This window comes from Streptomyces sp. cf386 (assembly GCF_900103585.1).
Classification (GTDB): domain Bacteria; phylum Actinomycetota; class Actinomycetes; order Streptomycetales; family Streptomycetaceae; genus Streptomyces.
Genome location: NZ_FNHV01000004.1, coordinates 25,423 through 44,133, shown reverse-complemented (window position 1 = coordinate 44,133; position 18,711 = coordinate 25,423). Strand labels below are relative to the sequence as shown.

General features: G+C 70.0%; 12 protein-coding genes. 8 read left to right on the top strand and 4 right to left on the bottom strand.

The window, feature by feature from the left end; all coding sequences use genetic code 11:
* The first annotated feature begins 163 nt into the window (after positions 1 to 163).
* Both BLU79_RS11345 and BLU79_RS11340 read left to right on the top strand, forming a co-directional pair.
* Positions 164 to 886, top strand: coding sequence for a hypothetical protein (locus BLU79_RS11345; RefSeq protein WP_177000982.1), 723 nt, complete (start codon positions 164 to 166; stop codon positions 884 to 886).
* Positions 887 to 927: 41 nt separating this feature from the next.
* Positions 928 to 1,431 (top strand): GNAT family N-acetyltransferase, encoded by a 504-nt coding sequence (locus BLU79_RS11340; protein WP_093905570.1) that lies wholly within the window; start codon positions 928 to 930, stop codon positions 1,429 to 1,431.
* Here BLU79_RS11340 and BLU79_RS11335 read toward each other — a convergent pair.
* Both BLU79_RS11335 and BLU79_RS11330 read right to left on the bottom strand, forming a co-directional pair.
* Positions 1,428 to 3,050 (bottom strand): AMP-binding protein, encoded by a 1,623-nt coding sequence (locus BLU79_RS11335; protein WP_093905569.1) that lies wholly within the window; start codon positions 3,048 to 3,050, stop codon positions 1,428 to 1,430. The genes BLU79_RS11340 and BLU79_RS11335 overlap by 4 nt on opposite strands.
* Positions 3,047 to 4,717 carry an AMP-binding protein gene (locus BLU79_RS11330; RefSeq protein WP_093905568.1) on the bottom strand — a complete coding sequence of 557 codons (1,671 nt, stop codon included), beginning with the start codon at positions 4,715 to 4,717 and terminating at the stop codon, positions 3,047 to 3,049. Before BLU79_RS11330 ends, BLU79_RS11335 begins: the two co-directional genes overlap by 4 nt.
* A 123-nt stretch (positions 4,718 to 4,840) precedes the next feature.
* Between BLU79_RS11330 and BLU79_RS11325 the strand changes: the two genes are divergently transcribed.
* From BLU79_RS11325 to BLU79_RS11310, 4 genes are all read left to right on the top strand, one after another.
* Positions 4,841 to 5,671 (top strand): helix-turn-helix transcriptional regulator, encoded by an 831-nt coding sequence (locus BLU79_RS11325; protein ID WP_093905567.1) that lies wholly within the window; start codon positions 4,841 to 4,843, stop codon positions 5,669 to 5,671.
* A gap of 206 nt (positions 5,672 to 5,877) precedes the next feature.
* Positions 5,878 to 8,862 carry a helix-turn-helix transcriptional regulator gene (locus tag BLU79_RS11320; RefSeq protein ID WP_093905566.1) on the top strand — a complete coding sequence of 995 codons (2,985 nt, stop codon included), beginning with the start codon at positions 5,878 to 5,880 and terminating at the stop codon, positions 8,860 to 8,862.
* A 282-nt stretch (positions 8,863 to 9,144) separates the two neighbouring features.
* A complete protein-coding gene (locus BLU79_RS11315) occupies positions 9,145 to 9,933 on the top strand; it encodes a S1 family peptidase (RefSeq protein ID WP_093905565.1) in 789 nt (262 codons plus the stop codon).
* 216 nt (positions 9,934 to 10,149) lie between these two features.
* A complete protein-coding gene (locus BLU79_RS11310; protein ID WP_093906012.1) occupies positions 10,150 to 10,797 on the top strand; it encodes a LysE family translocator in 648 nt (215 codons plus the stop codon).
* Positions 10,798 to 10,833: 36 nt separating this feature from the next.
* Here the strand turns inward: BLU79_RS11310 and BLU79_RS11305 are convergent, their stop codons facing one another.
* Entirely contained in the window at positions 10,834 to 11,955 is a 1,122-nt protein-coding gene (locus BLU79_RS11305) for a winged helix DNA-binding domain-containing protein (protein ID WP_093905564.1), read from the bottom strand.
* 185 nt (positions 11,956 to 12,140) lie between these two features.
* On the opposite strand from BLU79_RS11305, the gene BLU79_RS11300 reads away from it, so the two are divergent.
* Positions 12,141 to 13,301, top strand: a complete 1,161-nt coding sequence (locus tag BLU79_RS11300; protein ID WP_093905563.1) for a magnesium and cobalt transport protein CorA — start codon at positions 12,141 to 12,143, stop codon at positions 13,299 to 13,301.
* A gap of 201 nt (positions 13,302 to 13,502) precedes the next feature.
* Here the strand turns inward: BLU79_RS11300 and BLU79_RS11295 are convergent, their stop codons facing one another.
* Complete coding sequence (locus tag BLU79_RS11295; protein WP_371131844.1) at positions 13,503 to 16,421, bottom strand: Pls/PosA family non-ribosomal peptide synthetase; 2,919 nt, start codon at positions 16,419 to 16,421, stop codon at positions 13,503 to 13,505.
* 1,156 nt (positions 16,422 to 17,577) lie between these two features.
* Between BLU79_RS11295 and BLU79_RS11285 the strand changes: the two genes are divergently transcribed.
* Complete coding sequence (locus BLU79_RS11285) at positions 17,578 to 18,411, top strand: PIG-L family deacetylase (protein ID WP_093905561.1); 834 nt, start codon at positions 17,578 to 17,580, stop codon at positions 18,409 to 18,411.
* Positions 18,412 to 18,711 lie beyond the last annotated feature (300 nt).

Here is an 18,711-nt window from a genome sequence, read left to right as displayed (position 1 = left end):
ATGACAGTCCCGCGAGCCATTTATTCCGTATCGCGGAAACTATTTTCTACTATCTGGAAGTAATGTAGGTGGGTGGGTGAAGACCGTCAAGGGGCGGACAACCAGGCACGTTCTGGAGGACGATGGGACCGCTGTCCCGATGCGAGGTCGTCCTGGAGTGGCCATGTCCGAGAGCGTGTCGGTGCGCTGCCCGGCCTGCCGGCGCGAGCATCTCTACGAGGCACCCGCCTATCCGTGTGAGTGCGGGGTGCCCGTCACGCCGTCCCTGGACCCGACCGGGACCGCGACGGCCGCCGTCCATCGCACCTGGGACGACGAATGGATCAGCGTGCGCTGTACGGCGTGCGGCCGGGACGGCGAATGGCCCCGCCCGGAGCTGGGCTGTCCCTGCGGGACGGTGCTGCGCGTTCCGGTGGCGCAGGAGGCCTCGGGCGGGCAGCAGAAGGCCACGGGCACCACGCAGGACGCCACCGAGCCGCCGCCGCGCGAGGCGCCCGCCGCGCGCCGTGCCTTCCAGCCCATCACGATCCGCACCGCGCGCGACGCGGTCACGGCGGCCGCCGTCTATCTGCGCTGGCTCGGCTACCGCGACATCCGCCGCGCCGACCAGCGGCCACCGACCGGCATCGGTATCGCCGCCCACGGCCTGCTCGCCCAGGTCGACCCGACCGTACAGCCGGCCTCCCTGCGGGACGTGGAGTGTCTGTGGCTGACGGCCATGACGGAGTCGACGGCCTGCGTCTACTTCTCCCTCGCCGGATACGCCCCCGACGCCCGCACCCGGGCCGACACCCTGGGCGTCCCCTTGTTCGTCCTCGACCTCACGGGCACCCCGCAGCCGGTCAACAGCCTCGCCGACGAGCTGGACGCGACGGGCGCCCGGTAATCCGCTCGCGCTCCCCGTGGTCCGCGACGGACACTCCCCTCATGCGCATCCGCCCCGCCACACCCGCCGAGCTCCCGGCCCTCCAGGACATGGAGCGCGCCGCGGGCGCCCCTTTCCGCGCCCTCGGCATGGCGGCGATCGCCGACGACGAGCCGCCCGCCCTGGACGTCCTGGAGGGCTTCCGGCGGGCGGGCCGCGCGTGGGTGGCCTGCGACGACGGCAACGGCCCCATCGGCTATCTGATCGGCGAGCCCGTCGACGGCGCCCTGCACGTCGAGCAGGTCTCGGTGCACCCGGACTCCGCCCGCCGGGGCGTCGGCCGGACCCTCCTCGCGTACGCCGCCGACCGCGCCCGCGACGAAGGCCTGACCGGCCTCACCCTGACCACCTTCACCGAGGTGCCGTGGAACGGGCCGTACTACACACGCCTCGGCTTCCGCGTCCTGGACGACACCGAGCTCACCCCCGGGCTGCGGAGGATCCGCGCCCATGAGGCGGAGCTCGGCCTCGACCGGTGGCCCCGGGTCTGTATGCGCCGCGACTAGGGCCTCTCCCGGCGGACAGACCCCTGGCCGCCCGTGGCGTACCGCTCGCGCAGCTCGATCTTCCGCACCTTCCCCGACACGGTCATCGGGAACGAGTCGAGGATCCGCAGCCCGCTCGGGATCTTGTAGTGCGCCAGTTGCCCGTCGCAGAAGGCGTGCAGCTCCTCCAGCGTCAGCGGGTCACCCGGATCGCGCGGGATGACGCACGCCAGCACCTCCTCGCCGTACCGCTCGTGCGGGACGCCGACGACCTGGACGTCCGCGATCTTGGGGTGGGCGTACAGGAACTCCTCGATCTCACGCGGGTAGATGTTCTCGCCACCCCGGATGATCATGTCCTTGATACGGCCGACGATCTCGACGTAGCCGTCCTCGCGCATCGTCGCGAGGTCGCCGGTGTGCATCCAGCGACCGGCGTCGACGGCCTCGGCGGTCTTCTCGGGCTCGTTCCAGTAGCCGAGCATCACGCTGTAGCCGCGGGTGCACAGCTCCCCCGCCGTGCCGCGCGGCTGGGTCACTCCGGTCGCCGGGTCGACGATCTTCACCTCGACGTGCGGGAGGACCTGGCCGACCGTGCCGGTGCGGTGTTCCAGGTCGTCGTCGCGCCGGGTCTGTGTGGAGACGGGGGAGGTCTCCGTCATGCCGTAGCAGATGGACACCTCGGCCATGTTCATCTCGCTGACCACCCGCTTCATCACCTCCACCGGACAGGGCGAGCCCGCCATGATGCCGGTGCGGAGCGAGGAGAGGTCGTACGAGGCGAAGTCGGGGTGGTTCAGCTCCGCGATGAACATGGTCGGCACGCCGTACAGCGAGGTGCACCGCTCCTGCTGGACGGCCTCCAGGGTGGCCTTCGGGTCGAAGGAGGGGGCCGGGATGACCATGCAGGCGCCGTGGGACGTAGCGGCCAGATTGCCCATGACCATGCCGAAGCAGTGGTAGAAGGGCACGGGAATGCACACCCGGTCCTGCTCGCTGTAGGCGATCATCTCGCCCACGAAGTAGCCGTTGTTGAGGATGTTGTGGTGGGAGAGGGTGGCCCCCTTGGGGAAGCCCGTCGTGCCCGACGTGTACTGGATGTTGATCGGGTCGTCGCAGGACAGCGCCTTGTACGGCACCGGCCTTCCCCGCGCGATCAGCGCCGCCCAGCTCGGGTCGCCGATGTACACCGTCTCCCGCAGCCGCGGGCACCTGCCCCGTACCTGCTCGACCATCGCCCGGTAGTCGCTCGTCTTGTGACCGACGGAGGCGAAGAGGAGCGAGATGCCGGCCTGGTTGAGGACGTACTCGACCTCGTGGGTGCGGTAGGCCGGGTTGATGTTCACCATGATCGCGCCGATGCGGGCGGTGGCGTACTGGACCAGCACCCACTCGGCACAGTTGACCGCCCAGATGCCCACCCGGTCGCCCTTGGCGACCCCGCTCGCGATCAGCGCGTACGCCAACTCGTCGACGTCGGCGGCGAATCGGGCGTAGGTCCAGCGCCGCCCGGACGCCACGTCGACCAGCGCCTCCCGGTCCGGCCAGGCGGCGACCGCCCGGTCCAGGTTGGCCCCGATCGTGTCCCCGAGCAGAGCGGTCCCGCTCGTGCCGTGCGTGTACGACAGCTGTGCGGTCACCGGAAGTCCTCCTCGCGGTACTCGGCGTCCGAGCCTGCCGCCGTGGCCTCGCGCAGTTCGATGCGGCGGATCTTGCCGGAGACCGTCTTGGGCAGCGGGGCGAACTCCAGTCGGCGGACGCGCTTGTACGCCGCGAGGACCTCCCGCGAGTGCTCGAAGAGCACCTTGGCCGTGTCGGGGCCCGGCTCCCAGCCCTCCGCGAGGACTACGTAGGCCTTGGGCACCGCGAGCCGCAGCTCGTCCGGCGCGGGCACCACGGCCGCCTCGGCCACCGCCTCGTGCTCCAGCAGGGCGCTCTCCAGCTCGAAGGGGCTGATCTTGTAGTCCGACGCCTTGAAGACGTCGTCGGCCCGCCCGACGTAGGTGATGTATCCGTCGGCGTCCCGGGAGCCGATGTCGCCGGTGCGGTAGTAGCCGCCGGCCATCGCCTCCGCCGTCCTGTCGGCGTCGCCGTGGTAGCCGGTCATCACGCCGACGGGGCGGCCGGACAGGTCGAGGGCGATCTCGCCCTCGTCGGCGCCGGGTGCGCCGCTGACCGGGTCGAGGAGTTCGACGCGGAAGCCGGGGCTGGGGCGGCCCATGGAGCCGGTCTTCAGGGGCTGACCGGGGCTGTTGGAGACCTGGACGGCGGTCTCGGTCTGTCCGAAGCCGTCCCGGATGGTGACGTTCCAAGCGCGCCGGATCTGCTCGATGACCTCGGGGTTCAGGGGCTCTCCGGCGGCCACGACCTCACGCGGCGGGGTGCGCAGCGCGCTCAGGTCGGCCTGGATGAGCATGCGCCAGACGGTCGGCGGGGCACAGAAGGTGGTGACGCCCGCGCGGTCCATCTCGGCCATCAGCCGGGCCGCGTCGAAGCGGGTGTAGTTGTGGATGAAGACGGTCGCCTCCGCGTTCCACGGCGCGAAGAGGTTCGACCAGGCGTGCTTGGCCCAGCCGGGCGAGGAGATGTTCAGGTGCACGTCGCCGGGCTTGAGGCCGATCCAGTACATGGTGGCCAGGTGCCCGATGGGGTACGAGGCGTGGGTGTGCTCGACCAGCTTGGGGCGGGCGGTGGTGCCGGAGGTGAAGTAGAGCATCAGCGGGTCGTCGGCCCCGGTCGGCCCGTCGGGGGTGAACTCGGCGGAGGCGGCGTACGCGTCCTCGTAGGTCTGCCACCCCTCCCGCTCCCCTCCGACGCTGATGCGCGTGTAGCGGCCGGGTACGTCGTCGAACTTGCCGGTGTCCTCGGCCCGCACCAGCACCTGGCGGACGCGTCCGCGCTCCACCCGGTCGCGCAGGTCGGCCGGGCCGAGCAGCGGGGTGGCCGGGATGACGACCGCGCCCAGCTTCATGGCGGCGAGGGCGGTCTCCCACAGCTCCACCTGGTTGCCGAGCATGACGAGGACGCGGTGCTCGGGCCGCACACCTCGGGCCCGCAGCCAGTTGGCGACGCGGGCGGACCGCTCGGCCATCTCGGCGAACGACACCCGGACCTCGGTGCCGTCCTCCTCGACGATGTGCAGCGCGGGGCGGTCGTTCCCCGCCGCGATCACGTCGAACCAGTCGAGCGCCCAGTTGAAGCGGTCGGGGCGCGGCCAGGCGAAGCCCTCGTAGGCGGTGGCGTAATCCTCGCGGTGCTGAAGCAGAAAGTCCCGCGCGCTGCGGAACAGCTCCGTCCCCGTCGTCATCTGTCCTCCTAGATACCGGACCTTGCCGGGCGGCTCTCTGTCATCGTGTAATCCGTGACGTGGGTCTCACTACCCCCGAACGGGGGTGTGCGCTCGGGAAACAGCGGGTGAAAGGGCGAGCACGTGGCAGTGGACGCGGCCGCATCGGTGGAAATAAGGGGCGCACTGGTGCGCCTGCGCCGCTCGACCGGCCTCCCGGTCGCGTTCGGCGGCCTGGTCGAGGCCGGGCACCGTCGGATGCGCATCAGCGAACTGAACGGCACGGCCACCGACTCCCTGCGCAGACTCGCGGTGACCGCCGGCAACGGCCTGGGCGGCAAGGCCGTCGCCCTCGCCCGCCCCTGCGCGGTCACGGACTACTCGGCCTCACGGCAGATCACCCATGAGTACGACGCCGCCGTCGCCGTGGAGGGGCTGTGCTCGGTGGTGGCGGTCCCGGTCGTCGTACGGCGCCGGGTGCGCGGTGTCCTGTACGGCGCCCTGCGCACCGCCCAGCCCTTGGGCGACCGCACGCTGACGGCGGCCGTGGACGCGGCGCGGGACGTGGAGCAGGCGCTGGCGGTGCGGGACGAGGTGCGGGGGCTGCTGGCGGCGGCGCGTCCGCAGACGGTGCCGTCCGCTCGGGACGCCGCGTGGGAGCAGGTCCGCGAGGCGCACGCCGCGCTGCGGGCGCTGGCCCCGCGCATCGGCGACCCCGCCCTGCGCGCGGAGCTCCTGGCCGCCTGCGGCCTGCTGACGGACGGGGCCGCGCAGGACGCCGTGCGGCTGGCGCCCCGCGAACTGGACGTACTGGCGTGTGTGGCCGCCGGTGCGACGAACGCGGCCACCGCCGAGCGGCTGGGGCTGCGGGCGGAGACGGTCAAGGGCTACTTGCGCTCGGCCATGCGCAAGCTGGGCACCCACACACGCGGTGAGGCGGTGGTGGCGGCTCGCCGGGCGAGACTGCTGCCGTAGAGCGGCAGGGGCCGTACGACCGCCGATGCGCGGGGCCGCAGGTCGCCCGCCCTCCGGCCGGCCCGCTCGGACGCCTCTCATTCATTCACCCGAGACTTGAATTTCCCCATGCTCCCCGGTTGTTATTTGCCTCACCATGCCTTCGGTCCGAATTTCAAAGATCCGTTGCCTAATATTGGCCCGAACACGACACACGGAGGGGAGCGGTGACCGTGCGACGGGACTTCAAGGAGCCTGCCAGCTGCCGCCCCGACCAGGTCATCGGCAGGGAGGAGCTGGTCAGCGCGGCGCGTGAGCAGCTCGGGCGGGGCGGCAGCGTGCTGCTTCACGGGCCTGCCGGAATTGGGAAGTCGACGATCCTGCGGGCATTGGCCACGGAATGCGGCCGGACGGCACGTACCGTGTTGCGCTGCTCGCCCACGGAGTCCGAATCCCACCTCCCCTTCCTCGCCCTGGCCGACCTCCTCGGGCTGGTCCTGGACGAGGTGTCCGACCGGCTCCCCGCCGCCCAGCTCACCGCCCTGGAATCGGCACTCACCGGCCGCGGCGAGTCCACCCTCCAGCGCGACGGCCTCGCCCTGCGCCTGGCCGTGCTGTCCGCCCTGCGTGCCCTCGCCGACAACGGCCCCGTCCTCGTCGTCGCCGACGACCTCCAGTGGCTCGACCCGGCCAGCGCCGAACTCCTCGGCTTCGCCGCCCGCCGTCTCGGGGACACCCCGGTGCGGATGCTCTTCGCGGTCCGGACAGAGGGCCAGGAGTACGACCGCCATCTACGCGCGTCCCCGCCGGACACCCTCGCCGTACGGCTGGGCCCGCTGTCCCGCGCCCAGATGTCCACCCTCCTCGACCACCGCGGCTTCACCGGCCTGCCCCGCTCCACGGTCCGGGACATCCACCGCACCAGCGGCGGCAACGCCCTGTTCGCCCTCGAACTGGGCCGCGCCCTCGCCGAGAACCCCACCCCGCCCCGCCCCGGCGAACCTCTGCCGGTGCCCACCTCGCTGCGCGCCCTGGTGCTGAACCGTCTGGAGATGCTGTCGGAGGAGGCCCGCCGCACCCTCCTGGTCGCGAGCGCCGGCGCCCGCCCCACGCTGGCCCTGCTGCACGCGGCCGGCCGTGACAACGCCGAGGCCGAGACCGCCCAGGCCGCCGGGCTGGGGCTGCTGGCGACCGAGCCCGAGGGGCCCGCCGTACGGTTCGCGCACCCGATGATCTCCGCCGCGCTGTACGCGGAGGCGCCCGCGCAGGAGCGCCGCGCCGCGCACGCCGCGCTGTCCACAGCCGCCTCCGACCCCATCGAACGCGCCCGGCACCTGGCCCTCGCGACCACCGGCACCGACCCCGAGGTCGCCGCCAGCCTCGCCGAGGCCGCCACCCTGGCCCGGGACCGGGGAGCACCGTCGGTCGCCGCGCAGCTCTGCCTGCTCGCCGCCCGGCACACCCCGGCGGACGGTGCACACAGGGTCCGCCCTTCGGATCAGGCCGACGGCGAGGAACAGCGCCGTGAAGCCGGGGGGAAGCCGGCGACCGACGACAACGCGGCCGGGGATGCCCCCGCCGAGGGAGAGCGCACCGCCCCCCACGACTCCGGGCCGGCCCGAACGACAGGTCCCAGCCCGGAGGCCCTGCGGTTGCAGGCCGTCGAGGACGCCATCACCGCCGGCGAGCTTGACCTCGCCCGGGACATCGCCCGCGAGGTGCTCGCCCGCACCACCGTGCCGGCGGAACGGGTGCGGGCCTGGATCGCCGTGATCGACACGGCGGGCCATGCGATGAACGAGGTCGACGCGATCTTCCCGCAGGCGCTCGCCGACGCCGGCGACGACCCGCAGCTGCTCGCCCTGGTCCACTACCAACTGACGTGGCGCGCCCTGCTCGTGAAGGGCGACTTCGACGAGGCCCGGGAGGAGGCCGCGTACTCGGCGGAGCTGGCCGCGCGGGCGGGCGACCGGTACACGGAACTCATGGCGCTCGCCTTCCGGGCCCAGATCGAGACGCTCATGGGCCACCCGGACGCCCCCGCGACGATCCGGCGTGCGCTGGAGGAGCCTCAGGACCCGAGGGTGGCGTGCCATCACAACGGGGCCGGGTACTCCCGCTTCCGCTGGCTGATCATGAGCGACCAGCTGCCCGAGGCGCGGGCGGCGGTCACCGCGCTGCTGCGTGAGGTGCGCCGGCACGGGTGGGTGGAGAGCGAGGTGCACTTCCTGCGCGGGGTCGCCGAGACCGAGCTGCACTCCGGCCACTGCGGACGCGCCCTCGACCTGGCCCGCGAGAGCCTGCGGCTGGCCCGCGACACCGGGATCGGCGAGGTGGCCTCCGCGGTGCTGACCTCGCTCGCGGAGGCCGCGGGCGGGGAGGTGGACCGGGCCCTCGCGCTGGCGCGGGAAGCGGTGGAGCACGCCGAGGAGGACGGCGACCAGATGTACGTCTCCCGTGCCCTGGCCGCCCTCGGCCACGCCCAGCTGGTGGCGGGGGACACACAGGCGGCGGTCCGTTCGCTGCGCCGGGTGCGCGAGGTCGAGCAGGGCCTCGGCATCACCGACCCGGCGCGCGGCCGCTGGCACGGCGACCTCGCCGAGGCCTTGGTGCGCAGCGGGGAGTTCGCGGAGGCGCAGGACCTCATCGGCGTCACGCGCGAGCACGCGTTGCGGCTGAACCGGGAGAGCGTGCTGGCCGTCCTCGACCGCGCCGAGGCGCTGATCCGCGCGGCACGGGGCGAACAGGACGCCGCCATGGCCCAGTTGACGTCGGCACAGGACCGGCTCGGCAAGCTGGGCTACGGCTTGGAGGAGGCCAGGGCCGCCTTCGCCCTCGCCCAACTGCGCACCGGCGCTCCCGGCCCGACGTCGTACGACGAGGCGGCCCGGCTGTTCCGCCGCTGCCGGGCACTGCCCTGGCTGCGGCGGGTCGCAGCGGCGGTCGAGGCCGCTTCCGAGGCGCGCCCCGCGGAGCCTGCGCCCGCCCCCGTCGCCGCGCCGGACGGCCTGGAGGGGCTGGACGGCCTCGCCTCGATGGAGCGTCAGGTCGCCGCGCTCGTCATGGAGGGCGCGACCAACCGGGAGATCGCCGGACGTCTGTTCATCAGCGTCAAAACGGTCGAAGCGACACTTACCCGGGTCTATCGCAAGTTGGGGATCCGATCGCGGGTCGACATCGTCAGACTCGCGGCGGGACGTCGTACGACCTGAGTCCGGGCGCCGGGCGGCGCTCGTTCGAGGCGCCGCGCGTTCGAGGCGCCGTACGACCTGAGTTCACCCGTCCTTGTCGGCCTGCGCGGGTTTATCCGGCACGACCGAGGGTTTTCCCTGCCCAACTCCCTTAGGGGGTTCCCTCATTGGGAAGGGGAACTTCCGGGACCTACCTTGTGGATGTGCCGCTCGCCGGGCACACGGAGGCCGGTCCCGCGGCCCTCGTGCTCAACCCCCCACACCCGCGCGACCCCCCACCGGCAACCCCCAATGAGGAGACTCATGTTCGGGCTCACCCGTGCCAGAAACACCGCCGTCGTCACGGCGACCGTGGCCGCCGCCGCGGCCGCCCTGCTCAGCGCCCCCACCGCTGAGGCCGCGTCCACGCGCATCGTGGGCGGCACGACGACCACGGCGTCCGCATACCCGTACGTCATGCAGATCACGGACGCCTCGCAGAGCCAGTTCTGCGGTGGCACGCTCGTCTCCGCGACCAAGGTCGTCACCGCGGCGCACTGTATGGTCGACGAGACCACCAGCAGCGTCCGGGTCGTCGGCGGCCGCACCTACCGCAACGGCACGAACGGCACGGTCAGCCGGGTCAGCGACATCTGGATCCACCCGGACTACACGGACGCCACCAACGGCAACGACGTGGCCGTGCTGACCCTCTCGACCTCGATGCCGTACACGACGGCCTCCTACGTCGACTCCTCGGACACCGGTGTGTACGCGGCCGGCACCACCGCGCGCATCGTGGGCTGGGGCACCACCTCCTCGGGCGGCAGCTCCTCCAACCAGCTGCGGACGGCGACCGTGCCGACCGTCTCCGACTCCAGCTGCGGCAGCTCGTACGGTTCGGACTTCATCCAGTCCGACATGATCTGCGCCGGATACTCCTCCGGCGGCGTTGACACCTGCCAGGGCGACAGCGGCGGTCCCCTGCTCATCGGGGGCGTCCTGGCAGGGATAGTTTCCTGGGGTGAGGGCTGCGCCCAGGCCGGTTACCCGGGTGTCTACACCCGGCTGACCACCTTCTCGGACGAGGTGACCGAACAGGTCGAGTCGTAGCCGGGAACGGCGCCCAGAAGGTCTCCTGAGCACACCTCAGGTGAAAGACCAGGGGGCGTTGCGGGCCTCCACGAGCGGCCCGCAACGCCCCCTATCCATGTCCGACGCCCCGTATACCCGTATGTCCGATCGCCTCGTAAACCCGCATACATGTCCGTATCCATGCCCGTTGTCGGTGGGTCCTGTTTGAATGGGTGCCGGATGGAGGTGATGGGCATGGTGTCCGCAGACCGGTTGCTGGCCTTCGCGGCGATGTCGCTGTTGGTCATCGTGATTCCGGGACCGAGCGTCCTGTTCGTCATCGGCCGCGCCCTGGCACACGGCCGCCGCACCGCCGTGGCGACCGCCCTCGGCAATGTCCTCGGCTCGTATCTGCTCGTGATCGCCGTCGCGGTGGGCATCGGTTCCCTGGTGGAGCGGTCCGTGGCGATCTATCTGACGGTGAAGCTGGCCGGCGCGGCCTATCTGGTCTACCTGGGCGTGCAGGCGTTCCGCCACCGCAAGGAGCTGAAGGCGGCCGCGATACAGGCTCAGCCGACGGGACCGTCACGCGGCGATCTGCGGACGGTCCTCGACGGCGCCCTCGTCGGTGTCACCAACCCCAAGGGCGTGGTGTTCTTCGCCGCCGTACTCCCCCAGTTCGTGGACCCCTCGGCGGGCCATGTCGCCCTGCAGATGCTCCTGCTGGGCCTGGTCCCGATCACCATCGGCCTGGTCACCGACACCCTGTGGGGCCTGACCGCGTCGGCGGCCCGCACCTGGTTCGCCGGCTCCGACCGCCGGCTGTCGCTGATAGGCGGAGCGGGCGGGTGCACGATGATCGGGCTCGGGGTGACGGTCGCGGTGACGGGGCGGGCGGAATGACGACGGGGGCGGGGCCGGGCGTGCCGACGGCAGACCCTAGGGGATGACGGTCCCGAACCGGATGTCGTACGGCGTCTCCGGGTGCATGACCTTCAGCACGCGCTCCGCCTCCTCGGTCACCTCCCCGCGCTGGGCCTGGGTGAGCTTCGTGAACTCCTCGATGACGAGGTCCTCGCCGAGGATCCGCCACACTCCCGCGAGGAAGCCGTCTACCAGGAGCGGGCAGTAGACGGTGTTCGCCTGCCAGGTGCGGCCGTGGTTCGCGGGCGGGATCACCCGGGTGCGGTCGGCATGGGAGAGCAGAAGGTTGTCGAACTCGGGCAGGAAGCGGGGCGGCGCCGGGGTCTCCGGGTCCGGGCGCGGGGCGTCGGGGAGGTCGAAGAGTTCGACGCCGTTGCCGTCCCGGAAGGTGACGAGCTCGGGGCGGAGCCGCTCGAAGGCGTCGCGCATCCGGGTCAGCCCGGACCAGGTCTGCATGTCCTTCACCGAGGCGGGCCCGAAGGCGGCCAGATAGCGCAGGACCGTGGCGTCGGCGGAAGCGGCCGGCTCGGCGGGGCGGCCCAGCCAGTGCTCGGCGGTGGTGAGGGAGACCTGGGCGCTGCGGCCCCACATTCCGCGCGGGGTGACCTGGACGAGGGGGAGCTTGCAGCGGGCGGCGACGGCCAGGGACTGCGGGTCGGCGTCCGGCCACTCACCGCCGAGGGCCTCACGGAGCTGCTTCATCGTGCGCGGCTCGGCCTCGACGAGGTCGCGGGCGAGTACGGCGAGCCGGTCCAGATCGACGCCGACGAGGCCCTCGCGGAAGTAGTTGATCTCGCGGTCCCGGGCGGGCTGCACCAGCGGGCGCAGGGTGAGACTGTCGTCGGCGGTGTGCAGGTGGATCGTCGAGCGCATGGTGACGATGCGCACGGCAGCGCGGTCGGCCAGCAGCCCGGACAGCTCCTCGGGCCTGAAGCCGTCCAGGCGCGCGGCGAGCGCGTAGTACGGCGGCTTGACCTCCTGGGCCTGGAGGCCGACCAGATGCTCCACGGCCGCCGGGGCGGACAGCGGGGAGCGGCGCAGCAGGAGCTGCCGGTCGAGGGTGGCGCGATTGAGGGCGCGGGTGCTGAGCACGGGGCCCGCTGCGGCCGTCGTCTTCTTGGCGCTGCGCTTCGTCATACCGGGCACGCTAGCGAGGCTTGCGGACACCTTCTGTCCGCAACCCTCACGGAAACTCTCACGGAAGCCGGGATCGCCTCGCCCCGCCCATGCCATTCGCCCCGTATATCCTGCTCCGAGATCAAGCACATCTTGCTCCGAGACCACGCACACACACTCGTCGTCTCGACCGGGAGGCAGCCGAGATGTCCGAGCGACGCACACGCCCCGCCTCGAAGAACCCCATGAAGTCCGTCTGGCGCAGAGCCGCCACCCCGCCGCAGCCACCGAAGCCACCGGAGCAGGCGCCTTCGGAGGATTCCACCGCTCCCGACTCCCCCGAAGTGCCGAGCGTCGTGCAGGCGGCGCTGTACCGGGACGGCGTGCGTGTGTCGTCGCCCGCCACCCTCGCCGAGACCTACCGCGAGCTGCGCGACCAGCCGTCCGGCATGGCGTGGATCGGGCTGGCCCGCCCCACGGAGGCGGAGCTTCTCTCCCTGGCCGCGGAGTTCGACCTGCATCCCCTCTCGGTCGAGGACGCGATGGAGGCACACCAGCGACCCAAGCTGGAGCGCTACGGCGACACGCTCTTCGTGGTCCTGCGAGCGGCCCGCTACCTGGACGCACCCGAGGAGGTCGACTTCGGTGAACTGCACGTGTTCGTCGGCCCCGACTTCGTGATCACGGTCCGCCATGGCGCGGCCCCCGATCTGTCGGCGGTGCGCCGACGCATGGAGGAGACGCCGGAGCTGCTCAAGCTCGGCCCGGAAGCGGTGCTCTACGCGATACTGGACGCGGTGGTCGACGGCTACGAACCGGTGGTGTCAGGCGTCCAGATCGACATCGACGAGATCGAGACCGAGGTCTTCCGCGGCGACCCCGAGGTCTCCCGCCGTATCTACGAACTCTCCCGGGAAATGGTCGAATTCCAGCGCGCCACCCGCCCGCTGGTCGGCATGCTGCACGGCCTGATGGCCGGCTTCTCCAAATACGGCACGGACGAGGAACTCCAGCGCTACCTCCGCGACGTGGCCGACCACGTCACCCACACCAGCGAGCGCGTCGACGGCTTCCGCCAGGCTCTCACCGAGATCCTCACGGTCAACGCGACGCTGGTCACGCAGCAGCAGAACGCGGAGATGCGGGCGCTGGCGGAGGCGGGGTTCGAGCAGAACGAGGAGATCAAACGGATCTCGTCATGGGCGGCGATTCTGTTCGCTCCGACGCTGGTCGGGACGATCTACGGGATGAACTTCGAGCACATGCCGGAGTTGCACTGGGTGTTCGGATACCCCTTTGCGATCGCCCTGATGGCGGTTGTTTGTACCAGTTTGTACGTCATTTTCAAGCGACGAGATTGGCTCTGAGTAAGCGTCCTGGAGGGCTGCCGCCCTGAGCGTGTGCAGCTGCGCTCCGTTCGGGGCTGAAACACCAAAACGGATGGGCACAGCGAGGTGCTGTGCCCATCCGTTTCGCGGGTTGTGGAGGGTGGCTCTCTACGCGCCCACGCGTCTCGCCGCCCATCGGCAGGGTGAAGTACAAGCGCCCGCCGAGGAGTTGCGGGCAGTTCAGGTCACCGCATGGCGGGATGGAACTCGGACAGACTCCTTGGCTCCGCTCCCCCCATCAGTCAGTTGCCGATCGCTCCGCCGTGCAGATACGACACCCGTCTCCCGCGAGGGGTTCCCGCCCCACTGCTCCCGAGGGGGCACTTCCTCGCCCTTCATCAGGAAGGCGTCAGCGGTGAGTTCTGCGTTGTCGCCGACCGTGGTGCCGTAGTGGACGAGGGCGCCGACGCCGACGGTCACGTTCGCACCCAGAGTGATGCGGTCGGACTTGAAGGCGCCGTCCTCCTGCGAGTGGCACTGGATGACAGTGGCGGCGTTGAGGGTGCTGCCGTGCCCGATGGTGACGAGGGTCCGCTCGGGCAGCGCGCAGCCGTCGTCGAAGACCCGGCCTCCGATTCTGACCCCCAGCAGGCGCCAGACCATGGTCTTGAACGGCGTACCGTTGAAGATCTGTTCGAATCGGTGGGAGGACAGCTTCCAGTAGCGTTCGTGCCGCCAGAAGGAGAGGTCGTAGATCGAGCAGTACAGCGGTTTCAGAGGGTGGATTGCCGTGACGATCCGTTCGACCAGCGCGAAGTAGCAGACGGTGAACGCGAGTGTGAGCAGGCCGGCCAGGGCGAACACTCCCGCGCCGACAGTGAGATAGAGGTCGACGGCGGCCATGGCGATGACACTGAGCCCGAAGAAGTGCACCCAGCGCACCAGCAGGAACAGGATCGCGGTGAGCGCGTTGTGCTTGTTCTTGGCGGCCAGGCGGCGGCGCAGTTCGTCGCCGGTGGCCAGGTCGTCGAACTGCCGGTCGCGCATCACGGTGCGGGGTATCTCGAAGCTGGGAGAGCCGAGCAGGCCGACACCTTCGCGGACGGGTCCGTCGACGGGGACCATGGCCTTGGTCGCGAGCAGGCAGTTGTCGCCGGTCCGGCCTCGTGGGAGATAGACGATGTTGTTGCCCAGGAAGTTGCGTGGCCCGATCGTGGTTCGGCTGACGCGGAAGAAGGTGGCCGAGTACTCGGTGTTGATGACCGACAGGCCGTCGGCGATCATCGTTCCGCTGCCGACCTGAGTCAGGTACGGGATGTCGTGCTTGACCAGCGAGCCGAAGTTCGACCCCGTCTGTTCGACGCGGCACAGGTCGTATCCGATGGACCGCAGATAGTGGACGATCGCTGAGCTGTCCCCGAACAGGGTGGTAAAGAACCTGATGTTGGTGATGCGTGTGACCATGCGCTGAACGCCGTAGTGGAAGCCGTACAGCGAGTAGGTCCTGCCCGGCTTGAGCACGAGATTGAGCAGGCGCGGCAGTGTCCTGATCGCCAGCAGGCCGATCAGCAGGCCGCCGAAGAAGGCGATCAGGGAAGCGACAAGTGCCTCCAGGTAGAACGCCGAGCTGCCGAAGGCCGCCAATCCGATGGTCGCCACAGCGTTGAGCTGTGGCACCGCGGACACCACGATGCTCACGCCCGCCACGGTCAGCGGCAGATACAGCAGAAGCACGCCGACGAGCTGCCACGAACCGTAGAGCGCCCTGCGCAGGGTGCCGCAGGCCCCCGGGCCGACAGTCCGGAAGTCGGTGTCGGTTGGCTGCGCGGGCGTGCCGTGCCACGCCTGGCCGGCCGGCACGGTCTGTCCCGGGTGCAGGGAAGAGGCGTGGCCCAGCTGGGCGCCGTCACCCATCGACACATGTATGTCGACGACCGACTGCTCACCGATGGTCACATCAGCACCGAGGGTCACCGGCCCTGTCTCGATCCAGCCGTCGTACGCGCGATAGCCGGAGAAGAACACGTCCTTGCGGACGACCGTACCGTCACCGATGGAAATCAGGTCGGTGCAGACCGGAACGTTACGAGTGAGGATCGTGACGCCTTTGCCGATGTGCGCGCCCAGTGCTTTCAGGTACATCGCGTACACGGGTGAGCCGATGAAGAGCCGGACCGGGCTGGACCGGATGAGGGTCTTGACCCACCAGAAGCGCAGGTAGCCGAAACTCCACACCGGGATCCCGCGTGGAGTGAAGCGGCCGATGAGCAGCCACTTGGCCGCGATCGGGAAGGCACACATGACCAGGAAGGCCGCCGCCCCGAACAGGACCGCCCGCTGGTAGACGTCCACCGTGCCGGAACCGGCGACGATCCACGCATAGCCCCGGACGAAAGCAAGGCCGCCCAGGCACGACATGCTGCCATAGGTCAACAACTGGGCCGCGCCGCACAGCACGTACTGCCATGTACCGGACGGCCGACCGGAATGGGTGTCGATCGGTTCGACGTTCTGCACGGGTTCCGCAGAACCAGCCGTGACGGGAGCGGGAGATGTGTCGGTCTGCAAGAGGGCGGCCGCCAGGTCACGGATCGTGGAGTGACGGTACACGTCCTTCATGGACGCGGTGGGAAGGTCGTCGCGTTTGCGGAGGCGGGCGCAGAAGTGCGCCATGACCAGGGAGTCGGCGCCGAGATCGGCAAAGAAGTGACCGTCCACCGGCACGCGCTCGGTGTGCAGGACCTCGGCCAGCACCTTGGCCAGTGGCGCTTCCATGTCGCTCGATGACTTGGCCGGCGCCTGCACCGCTGTGCCGGATGGTGCGTCGGCGCGGGCGGGGGCCAGGTGGGTGCCGTTGAGTGCGGCCGCCAGGTCACGGATGTTGGAGTGCTGATAGATGTCCTTCATGGACGCGGTGGGAAGGTCGTCGCGTTTGCGGAGGCGGGCGCAGAAGTGCGCCATGACCAGGGAGTCGGCGCCGAGATCGGCAAAGAAGTGACCGTCCACCGGCACGCGCTCGGTGTGCAGGACCTCGGCCAGCACCGCCGCCAGCGCCGCCTCGGTACGGGCCCCAGCGTTGCCCGTGGCAGCAGGGTGCTCGACGGCGACTGCATCGTCCGGGCAGATCCCGGGACCTCCGTCAGGGGAGTTGCAGGTCACGGCAGTTCCTCCCAGCCGTTCCGACCGGTGCCCGTCACGGCGGCAATCTGGCGACCCTGACACATATGCGCAGCCGACCCGGGCCACGCACAGGCCACAGAGTCATGAGCCGTGATCCGGTAACAAATCCACGAACGCATGAGTCGTTCACCTCAGTGCGGCCCCAACCGCCGGCCGCATCGGATCACTGGGTCGGGCTGCGCATTCAAAGAATGCGATCAAGATCAACCCGAGGTTCGGGTCGCAGCCGACACCTCTCACTCCAGTAGGCCCGATCGGGGGAGGCCTGTCCTGCTTGAGACACAACGGGTGGGGACACCCCCCAACTGACCCCACAACTGACCCCACCCCTATGACCTGCGTCTTACCTGCTATTCACAGAGCACCAAGCACTACTCACGATGCAAAAGTCCAGCCACATGGCAGGCCCATCCCCCGCCGATCGGCGGGGGTGCGGTTTGCAGCCCTCCAGAGAGCCGCGACACCCACGCGCCAGGCACTCGGACAGGAGGAGTTCGGCCAGGAAGCCGAGCGGAGATGGGACATCGGCTCGCGTTCGGCGGTCTTCGACAGCTCGGGGCCTGCGGGGCCGCGGGAGTTGGTCGTAGGCGACGGATGGCAGAGGACGTTTGTCGGGCGGCAGCAAGACCCAGACGGCAGCGAGTAGCGAGGCGATGCCGGTGCTCAGTGCCGTGGCCAGGCCGGTGATGAGGTGGTCATGGCGTCACGACGGATCCCCGCGTACAGATCGACCTTGGACTTCGGCAACACTCGGGCCCTTCATCGTGCAGAGCACAACCATGGTCCCGAAGGAAGCACCGAGGTGCTTCCCAAACTCAGCGACATCGCTCTCCTGAGGAAGAGTGCGTTCTCACCGCTTGGCGACAGACTCTCTCGAAATCCGACGTGGCGCTGAGACAAGCAGGTCGCGCCTGCACCTCGCTGGCGTTGAAACGCCGACGCCTGGAAGGCCAAGCGGCCGCGCCGGGAACAGTTGGTCCGGCCGGCGCGGTTGCATCGATCAAGGGACCGGCGCCGTACGGCGGGGAACACGGAGATCGCAAGGTCGTCCGCCCCGGCAGGATCCGGGCCCCAAGGTCGCGGGATGCCCGCGGCGCACTCGGACCAAGACGTATTTCTGCAGGAGGACTGCTTGATGACTGACCGGCCTTTGACGCTCATGGCAGTGCACGCCCACCCCGACGACGAGGCCACCGGAACCGGAGGGGTCCTCGCGCGGTACGCGGCGGAAGGCATCCGCACGGTTCTCGTGACGTGTACCGACGGCGGTTGCGGTGACGGACCGGGGGGTGTCAAGCCAGGCGATCCCGGGCACGATCCGGCGGCCGTCGCCCTGATGCGCCGTCAAGAACTTGAGGCGAGCTGTGACGTCCTTAAGGTCAGCGATCTGGAGATGCTGGAGTATGCCGACTCCGGGATGATGGGCTGGCCGAACAACGACGCCCCCGGATCCTTCTGGCGGACCCCCGTGGAGGAAGGCGCGGCCCGACTCGCGGAACTCATGCGGCACTACCGACCCGATGTGGTCGTCACCTACGACGAGAACGGCTTCTACGGCCACCCCGATCACATCCAGGCCCACCGCATCACGATGGCGGCACTGGAGATGACCGCGCTGACACCGAAGGTGTACTGGACGACGATGCCCCGCTCAGGGATGCAGCGGTTCGGGGAGATCATGCGCGAGTTTCATCCGGACATGCCGGAGCCGGATCCTGCCGAGGCCGCCGCGATGGCCGAGATCGGCCTCCCCGACGATGAGATCACCACGTGGGTGGACACAACCGCGTTCAGCGGCCAGAAGTTCGACGCACTGGCCGCGCACGCCAGTCAGGGCGAGAACATCTTCTTCCTCAAGATGGGCAAGGAGAGGTTCGGCGAGTTGATGGGCATGGAGACCTTCGTACGTGTCCAGGACGCCACCGGCGCGGCCGTACCCGAGAACGATCTCTTCGCCGGACTGCGCTGATCCACCCATCCGGAGCGGAACTCGGGAAAGCTCATCGACCGCACCGCGCAGTCGAGAGGGTCACACACCCGGAGGCTTGTCCGCGCGAGTTCCGCTCCGGCAGCCCGCGTCCAGGCCGGCGGGCCCTCGCCGACGGCATCGACGCATGCGAGACCTATGGACTGCCGACTTGGGAGGCCCGCGACAGCTCAGATCACAAGCCCAGCGATCTACTCCGATCAAGACGGTTCCGCAGAGGAAACGACACAAAGCTGAGACTCGGGTCACGAGGGCGGTCTCCGACACCAGCCGCGAGATCCT